Below are 8,630 nucleotides of genomic sequence, written 5' to 3'. Positions count from 1 at the left end.
CCGAGACGACGATGGGCTGACCGATGCCTTGCAGCTCGGGCAGCGCGACCCGGTACTGCACCGAATCGGCGGGCAGGCCGTCGGGCGACAGCCGCCATTGGGTCACGCCGCGATCGCCGAGGCGGATCGCCTTGAAGACGGGGATGTCCAGCGTTTTGAAGGCATCGATCACCGCTTCCCGGCCCTCGGCCGCGCCGACCACGAAATCCTGCAGGACGACGAGCGCCGCCGGCTTCACCGGCGCGACCAGTTCGGGCAGGCGTTCCAGCGCTTCGCGCGATGCGCTTCCCCAGCGCGTCAGGACCTGGGCGCAGGGCAGGCCGCGCGCTTCGATCAGGCGGCAAAGGGCGGCAGGTGTGCCGGCGTCCATGTTGGCGAGGTCGAGCACGACCACGCCCGGTTTGGCGGGCAGGCCAAGCGCGCCGCCGCCGCCCCAGGCCGCCGTGTCGCTCAGCTCCCTGGTGCCGACGCGCAGGCGCAGCGCCGGTTCGGGTGTTGGCGCGGGCAAGGGCTTTCGTGTATCGAGCAGGTGGGCGAGGAGCGCAGCCATGTTCTCGCTGCCCCAGGCTTGCCAGGTTTGCCTTGCTGCCAGCCAGCGGCGGGCTGTCGGGTTGGCGGCGGCAGCGTTCAGCGCAGCGGACGACGGTTTTTCCTGCGCCAGCTGGACCAGGGTGTCGGACGGGAAATTACGCAGGCTTTCCGGGTGCGCGGGATCGAGGTTGCGGCTCATCAGGTTCAGGCCAGCCTCGCCGTTCATCGCGAGCACGACGGAACGCGGGCCGGCATGGCGTTCCAGCGCATCCTTCAGCCGTCGTGCGGGGTCGCCGAACACCGAGACCGCAAGGATGGCATCCGCCTGGCTGATCCATTGCGCGACCTGCCGGTCGCTAGCGGCAAGGAGTTGCGCCGGCGTGCGCAGCACGATGCGGTCGCCCGGATGGCTGGCGAGGTGGCGGTGCGCGGCTTCGATTGCAACCGGCGCCGCGCGTTCAGTGACGACGCCAAACAGCGTGGCCGCGAATGCCTTGGGCGCGAACATGCATAAGGCGAGCACGGGTAAAAAACGAACAAGAAAGGAAATCATCGAGCGGACCAGCATGTTCTCCAGGCGGAATCGGAATGGCACCAATCCGGGAAAACAAGCTCGCGCGAGCTCGCCAGGCGGCAAGCATCACGGCGACCTTTCCCATCACCCCGGGGATTGGTGCATCACATGCTTCAGGCCGGTCTTCTGGCTTGCCTTCTTCCTTCCCCGGCCTTCCCATGCCTTCGCACAGTGGTGTTTCCGGAGTCGTCAGGCATACAGCAGCGGGGGCTGCGCCGGACTGTCCGATTGCTCGGCATCACCGGCTTCCCGTTTCACCCGCTCCGCGAATGCGGAGTCAGGCACCTGAAGTGACCGGCAGTATATACCGCCGAACGCCCAGGATCCAGCGTCGCAGCAAGTCGTGGCAGGTTTCAAGGAATGGGGCGATACACCTTGCCACCGTAGGAAGGTCAACTAACATGATCTGGATTGATGGCCGCGAACTAGCCCGTATTTTCCCGTCTAACCACAAAGGAGACGAACGCATGAAGACAAAGGCAGCAGTCGCATGGGAAGCCGGCAAGCCGCTGAGCATCGAGGAAGTGGACCTAGAAGGCCCGCGCGCCGGTGAAGTCCTGGTCGAGGTGAAGGCAACCGGCATCTGCCACACCGATTACTACACGCTGTCCGGCGCCGATCCCGAAGGATTGTTTCCGGCCATCCTCGGGCATGAGGGCGCGGGCGTGGTGGTGGAGGCCGGCGCGGGCGTGAAAAGCGTCGCCGTCGGCGACCATGTAATTCCGCTGTACACACCCGAATGCCGCCAGTGCAAGTTCTGCCTGTCGCGCAAGACCAACCTCTGTCAGGCCATCCGCGCGACGCAGGGCAAGGGGTTGATGCCGGATGCGACCTCGCGCTTTTCGCTCAACGGCAAGCCCATCCTGCACTACATGGGCACGTCCACCTTTTCCAATTACATCGTTGTCCCTGAAATCGCCCTCGCCAAAGTGCGGCCCGACGCACCCTTCGACAAGATCTGCTACATCGGCTGCGGCGTGACGACTGGCATCGGCGCCGTGGTGTTCACTGCCAAAGTGGAGGCGGGCGCCAACGTCGTCGTGTTCGGCCTCGGCGGCATCGGGCTGAACGTCATCCAGGGCGCGCGCATGGTGGGCGCGGACAAGATCGTCGGGGTCGACCTCAATCCGGCGCGCGAGGCAATGGCGCGCAAGTTCGGCATGACGCATTTCATCAATCCGAAAGAGGTCGACAACGTCGTCGACCACATCGTGCAGCTGACCGACGGCGGCGCCGATTACTCCTTCGAATGCATCGGCAACACCAAGGTGATGCGGCAGGCGCTGGAGTGCTGCCACAAGGGCTGGGGCCAGTCCATCATCATCGGCGTGGCGGAAGCGGGCGCTGAAATCAGTACGCGGCCGTTCCAGCTGGTGACGGGGCGCGTGTGGAAGGGATCGGCCTTCGGCGGCGCACGCGGACGCACCGACGTGCCGAAGATCGTCGACTGGTACATGGAAGGCAAGATCAACATCGACGACCTCATCACCCACAAGCTGTCGCTCGCGCAAATCAATGACGGCTTCGACCTGATGAAGCGCGGCGAATCCATCCGCTCCGTCGTACTGTACGAATGAACTCGCCCGGACTGGAATTGCTGAGCGAGCACGCCTGCTTCGGCGGTGTGCAACGCTTCTATCGTCATCCATCGCGCGAGATCGGGTTGCCGATGCGCTTCTCGGTCTACCTGCCGCCGCAGGCAACCTCGGGCAAGACCTGCGCGGCACTGTTCTGCCTCGCCGGCCTGACCTGCACCGAAGAGACCTTCATGATCAAGGCGGGCGCGCAGCAATATGCGTCCCGCGCGGGACTGGTGCTGGTGGCTCCGGACACGAGCCCGCGCGGCGCCAATATTCCCGGCGAATCGGATGAATGGGACTTTGGCGCCGGTGCGGGCTTCTACCTCGACGCTGCGCAGGAGCCGTGGGCGCGGCACTACAGGATGGAGAGTTACGTCACGCGTGAGCTGCCGGACATCGTTGCCGGGCTTGTCGCGCTGGATCACGCGCGCATCGGGGTGACGGGGCATTCCATGGGCGGACACGGCGCGTTGGTGCTTGCGTTGCGGCATCCAGGGCTGTTCCGCTCGGTCTCCGCCTTCGCGCCAATTGCGGCGGCCAGCCGCGTGCCGTGGGGACGCAAGGCGTTCAGCCGGTATCTTGGCGGGAATGAAAGCAACTGGTTACAGTACGACGCGAGCGCACTGATACAGGCGCAGAACACTGCACCTTATCCGGATGGCATCCTGGTCGACCAGGGGCTGGGCGACAAATTCCTGCAGGAGCAGCTGCAGCCGGAACTGCTCGAAGCGGCCTGCGCGGCTTCGGGGCAGCCGTTAACGTTGCGACGACATGCGGGATACGACCACGGCTACTATTTCATCTCGACCTTTATAGAAGACCACATACGGCATCATGCCGAACGCCTCTCACCCGGCAGTCAATCCAGATAAAAAAGCATGGCGGGTTTCGCTGCGCTCTACCCACCCTACGATTCTTTATTGATCAAATTTGACTGAATGTCCGACTAGCTGAACACCCGCAGCAACTGCTCGATATCGGCAAACCGCGCCGGCTTGGTCAGGTGGTGGTCGAAGCCGGCTGCCTTCGACCGCGCCTGGTCGTCGTTCGATCCCCATCCGGTCAAGGCGACCAGATAGGCTTGTTCGACGCCGGGTGTCTTGCGCAATGCCAGGGCGACCTCGTATCCGCTCATGCCCGGCATGCCGATGTCCAGGAATACGACATCGGGCCGGAAATCCTGCGCCATCGCGAGTGCACGCCGGCCGTCAGATGCAACGCAGGTCGTGTGTCCGCTCACCTCGAGAAGCGTCGACAGGCTTTCTGCAGCATCGGTGTTGTCGTCGGCGATGAGGATGCGAAGGCGCTGCGTCGCCACAGGCTCGTTGCCGCTCGAGGCATGTTGGTTTTCCGGGTGCATTCGCGTTCCTGCCTGCAAGGCGGGTAACCGGACCGTGAACGTCGTACCTTGCCGCGTGCCCGCACTGGTCGCCGACACCGTTCCGCCGTGCATTTCGACCAGTCTGCGCACCAGGCTGAGCCCGATTCCCAGTCCACCCTGCATGTTGTTTCCTTCGCGGCCGACACGGGTGAACATGTCGAAAACCATTTCCAGCGATTCGGGCGGAATGCCAATACCGTTATCCGTGACGGTGATGAACGCATCGGTGTCAGAACGGTGTACTGCAAGCATGATCCGGCCGCCTTGCGGCGTATAACGTGCGGCATTGTTCAGGAGATTGCTGAGTACCTGGGCCACGCGGGTCGGGTCCGCGTACAGGAGAATCGGCGCTTCCGGCATCTCGATCGTCAAACGGTGGCGGCCGGCATCAATCAGCGGCTGGCTGGTCTCGACCGCCGCCGCAACCAGGTTCTTGAGGTCGACGCGTTCCTTGCGCAGGCTGAGCTGGTTGCCGGTAATGCGCGCAATGTCGAGAAGGTCATCGACCAGGTGCACCATGTGCTTCAGCTGACGTTCCATCAGGTCACGCACTTTGTTCACGGTGGCTGTATCGTCCGCGGCGCTGCGCAAGAGGTCGATTCCGGCCTGAAGCGGCGCGAGCGGATTACGGAGTTCGTGAGCGAGGGTGGCGAGGAATTCGTTTTTGCGGCGGTTGGCTTCCGACAGGTCGGCGGCCAGCCGGCGGATGTCCTCGTCAGTTCGCTTGCGCTCGGTAATATCGGTGAACAGGACCGCGAGCCTGCGGCTGCCCGGCCCGCCGGTTGGCGCAGCATAGACGTCGAACCATCGCCCCATGGCAACGGCTTCATCCACAAATCGCTTCGGCTCGCCGGTCAGCGCGACATTGCCGTAGATCTCGAACCAGTGCGCGTCAAGGTCAGGGACAAGTTCGCGGACGGTCTTGCCTGACGCATCGATCAAGCCGGTCTGTTTTTCAAATGCCGGGTTGGTCTCGATGAAGCGGTAATCGACTGGCTTTCCTTTATCGTCAAAGTGCATCTCGATGATGCAAAAGCCCTCGTCGATCGATTCGAACAGGGTGCGGTAGCGTTCCTCGCTCGCCTGCAGGGCATCGGCGGCGAGCCGCTGCGCGGTGACGTCGCGAAAGATTTTCACGTACCCGACATGGATGCCGGCGGCATCGTTAAGCGCCATCAGGATGCCATCCGCGAAGAAGCGCGTTCCGTCCTTGCGTTCAAGCCAGCGCTGGTCCTCCGCGCGGCCACACTCCCTGGCGCGCGCCATTTCGCCTTCCGGACAACCCGACAGCCTGTCCTCTTCGGTAAAAAGGATGGCCAACGGCTTGCCGGCGGCTTCGGCGTCGCCCCAGCCGGTAAGGCATTCTGCTCCACCTTTCCATTCTGTGATCCGGCCCTCGGTATCGACAACAATGAAAGCGTAATCCTTGATGTTGTCGAAGATCATCTGGATCCGCTCGTCCCTCGCGCTGATCGCCGCCTCATGGCGCGAGCGCTCGACGCGGGCAAGTTCCTCGGTCTTGCGGTGCAGTTCGACAAAGAAGGCAACTTTGGCGCGCAGCACGGCCGGCACGATGGGCTTGGTCAGGTAATCCACCGCCCCCAGTGCATAGGCTTCGTCCACCGGAAAGCGGCTATCCTCGGATGCCGTGATGAAAATGATCGGCAGGCGGCCGGAACGCGGATGGTCTCGGATCAGCCGCGCGGTTTCGAATCCTGTCAGCCCTGGCATGCGGATGTCGAGCAGGACGACAGCGAATTCGTTCCGCAGGATTTGCTTCAGCGCTTCCTCGCCCGATTCGGCACGCACGAGCCTTTCCCCGAGGGGCTCGAGCACCGCCTCAAGGGCTAGGAGATTTGCTGGTTCGTCGTCGACGAGCAGGATGTTGAGGGGAGGGAGCCGGGTCATCGGGCGCAGATTCGGGCGGTGAGGATCAAAGGATTGGACACGGTTTGGGTGAGAGTAGTTTGACTTCAGGAATCCATATAACTAACAGCTTGGGTAACAGCCGTTTGGATATGGGGCAAGGAAGTCGTCAAGAAATGAAAAATGTTGCCCAATGGTAACAGTTTGGAAGGGGCACCGTTTGTGCAATGGCAAAGGAAGCAGGGGTTGTCTGCTTGTCATGCGATGACGGGACGGGTCAGGCAGAAGCTTCAACGAGCATGGGGACACCTTTGAGAACACGCTGCATGGCGTTGCGACGATCTCGTCGATTAAATTCGCTTTGAATCCGAAGGATTGCCCGATCGAAGCCGGGGTGTAGGTGCCGGGATATTCAAGTGACACGGCCTACGCCATCGATGAGCGCAGCGCCAGATGTGCGCCCAGCACCAGCAATCCCGCGAAGAAGATTTTCCGGAAGACTTCCGGGCGGATGCGTGCGCGGACCCATTGTCCGAAGAACATGCCGGCGAGCGCCGGAAGCAGCGCATACAAGGACGTTGTCGCGACAGCAGGCTTGAAGGCGCCGTCAAGGCCCAGGCTCACCGCGAGCGCGAAAGTCGACACGGTGAACGCCAGGCCGAGCGCTTGCACGAGGTCGTCTTTGCCGAGCCCCAGTCCCTGCAGGTAAGGGACGGCGGGAATCACGAATACCCCGGTGGCGGACGTCACCAGTCCAGTCAATGCGCCGGCGACAGGCGAGAGCCACGGTTCCATCCTAGCGGGGACGGCAACGCGTACGGCGGCAAGGCCGATCAGCGCATAAACCACCAATGCCGCGCCGAGGGCGGTTGTCGCGTAACCCGTCAGTTCGCGCGGCAACAGTGCATCTCCCGCCAGCGTGCCAACACAGATGCCGATCAGCATCGCCCTCAAGCGCAGGAGCAGCGGTCTAAAGCTCGGCCCGGCGGCGAGCTGCCATACATTCGTCACTGCCGAAGGCACAATCAGCAGGCTGGCGGCTTCCGTCGGCGTCATTACGAGTCCGAGCAAGCCGACCGCGACCGTCGGAAGCCCAAGACCGACCACGCCCTTGACCAGTCCGGCAATAATAAACGTCAGCGTAATGACGAGCAGGAAGGGCAGGGTGCCGGGCGAGAGAATGGTATCCATGCGCTGATTCTCCCTCCATGCTGGAAATCTGAAAATCTGGATTAAACTGACCGAGGCTTCGGATCATGCGTAGGCTGAAATGCGTTTTGAATGGAGGGCGGATTGCGCTTTGATCTTGCAGACATGCAGCTTTTCGTACACATCGTCGAGACCGGCAGCATTACGGCCGGGGCTGAACGCGCGCATATTGCGCTTGCGTCCGCGAGTGCGCGGGTAAAGGGCATGGAAGAAGTGCTCGGCATGCCCTTGCTGGTGCGCGGACGGCGCGGCGTGCATCCGACGCCGGTTGGCCAGTCGCTGGTGCATCATGCGCGGCTCGTGCTGCAGCAGATGGAAAGGATGCGCGGCGAGCTGACCGAGTACACGCAGGGCATGAAAGGACACATACGGCTGCTTGCCAACACCGCTGCGATCAGCGAGTTCCTGCCGCAGGCGCTCGCGGCATTCATGAACCGGCATCCGAATGTCGACATCGACCTGGAGGAGCGGCTCAGCTACGACATTGTCCGGGCGGTGGCCGAGGGACTGGCGGACGTGGGCATCGTCACGGATTCAGTCGACCTGTCCGGGCTGGAAACCTTTGCGTTCCGCGTGGACCGGCTGATCGTGGTGACGGCTGCTAACGGCGCGGAACCGGAGCAGGAGGTTGGATTCAGCAAGCTGCTCGATTCGGATTTCATCGGATTGGCAGGAGACAGTGCACTCCAGCGCTATCTCTCGCTTCATGCGGCCCGCGCCGGAAAACAGCTCAAGGTCCGTGTCCGGTTGCGCAGCTTCGACGCCATCTGCCGCATGGTCGAGAGCGGCGTCGGGATCAGTGTCATCCCGGAAGCGGCTGCCCGGCGGTGTCAACAGACGATGGGGATCCGCTGCATGCGGCTATCCGATCCGTGGGCGCTCCGCAACCTCACCATTTGCACACGCCGCTTCGATGAATTGCCGAGCTATACCCGGAAGCTGATCGAGGAAATCAGGGCCTGACCTTCGCGCCATCCGATAACTCATTGCCGGGAAAACGTACAACCACCGCGCCCGGCGCCAGCCCCGACAGCACCTGCGCCTCGTCCTGGTTGCGTTGTCCGATTTCCACCTTGCGTTCGCGCGCGCGTCCATCCTCGACTGCGAAGACATGCCATGCATCGCCGACGCGGAACAGGCTGCTGCCCGCAACTTTCGTTACCTTGCCGGCTTCCCAGATGACGACCCGGGCCTCGATCCGGTAGCCGTCGCCCAGCGGGCCGAGGTCGTCCACCGGATCGGCGACGACATTCACCCGCTGTTCTTCGACGCCCAGTGCGGAAACCTTGGTGAAGGCGACCGGCTCGACCAGCCGTACCTTCGCCCGCAATGCCTTGTTGCCTCCCCAGCCTTCCAGCAGCATGGTGTTGCCCGGGTGGATTTTCACGGCGTCGCTGGACAGCACATCCGCCACGATTTCGTAGCGCGCCTGGTCGCCGATGGTGACGAGGGGCGCGCCGGCGCCGACCGTGCGGGCGCTGCGCTCGTG

Annotated in this window: 7 protein-coding genes and 1 riboswitch; of the genes, 3 read left to right on the top strand and 4 right to left on the bottom strand. The window is 63.0% G+C overall.

What is annotated here, in order from left to right; all coding sequences use genetic code 11:
• Positions 1 to 1,039, bottom strand: a 1,039-nt coding sequence (locus tag AYR66_RS22460) for a cobaltochelatase subunit CobN (RefSeq protein ID WP_234814980.1), incomplete at its 3' end; no start/stop codon positions are given.
• A 165-nt stretch (positions 1,040 to 1,204) separates the two neighbouring features.
• Positions 1,205 to 1,409: riboswitch (cobalamin riboswitch) on the bottom strand.
• A 163-nt stretch (positions 1,410 to 1,572) separates the two neighbouring features.
• Here AYR66_RS22460 and AYR66_RS22455 point away from each other — a divergent pair.
• Together AYR66_RS22455 and fghA are read left to right on the top strand one after the other, a co-directional pair.
• Entirely contained in the window at positions 1,573 to 2,682 is a 1,110-nt protein-coding gene (locus AYR66_RS22455) for an S-(hydroxymethyl)glutathione dehydrogenase/class III alcohol dehydrogenase (protein ID WP_088709360.1), read from the top strand.
• Complete coding sequence (gene fghA / locus AYR66_RS22450) at positions 2,679 to 3,557, top strand: S-formylglutathione hydrolase (protein ID WP_088709359.1); 879 nt, start codon at positions 2,679 to 2,681, stop codon at positions 3,555 to 3,557. Before AYR66_RS22455 ends, fghA begins: the two co-directional genes overlap by 4 nt.
• 74 nt (positions 3,558 to 3,631) lie before the next feature.
• On the opposite strand, the gene AYR66_RS22445 is transcribed toward fghA, so the two are convergent.
• Positions 3,632 to 5,974, bottom strand: a complete 2,343-nt coding sequence (locus AYR66_RS22445; protein ID WP_088709358.1) for a hybrid sensor histidine kinase/response regulator — start codon at positions 5,972 to 5,974, stop codon at positions 3,632 to 3,634.
• Positions 5,975 to 6,358: 384 nt separating this feature from the next.
• Positions 6,359 to 7,123 carry a sulfite exporter TauE/SafE family protein gene (locus AYR66_RS22440; protein WP_088709357.1) on the bottom strand — a complete coding sequence of 255 codons (765 nt, stop codon included), beginning with the start codon at positions 7,121 to 7,123 and terminating at the stop codon, positions 6,359 to 6,361.
• A gap of 102 nt (positions 7,124 to 7,225) precedes the next feature.
• On the opposite strand from AYR66_RS22440, the gene AYR66_RS22435 reads away from it, so the two are divergent.
• Positions 7,226 to 8,104 carry a LysR family transcriptional regulator gene (locus AYR66_RS22435; RefSeq protein WP_088710000.1) on the top strand — a complete coding sequence of 293 codons (879 nt, stop codon included), beginning with the start codon at positions 7,226 to 7,228 and terminating at the stop codon, positions 8,102 to 8,104.
• Here the strand turns inward: AYR66_RS22435 and AYR66_RS22430 are convergent.
• The coding region (locus tag AYR66_RS22430) for an efflux RND transporter periplasmic adaptor subunit (RefSeq protein ID WP_206047249.1) at positions 8,094 to 8,630 on the bottom strand (537 nt) is incomplete at its 5' end. The two genes, AYR66_RS22435 and AYR66_RS22430, sit on opposite strands and share 11 nt — an antisense overlap.

It is taken from the genome of Noviherbaspirillum denitrificans, from assembly GCF_002211445.1.
GTDB lineage: Bacteria > Pseudomonadota > Gammaproteobacteria > Burkholderiales > Burkholderiaceae_D > Noviherbaspirillum > Noviherbaspirillum denitrificans.
This window is presented reverse-complemented; position numbering and strand designations above follow the sequence as displayed.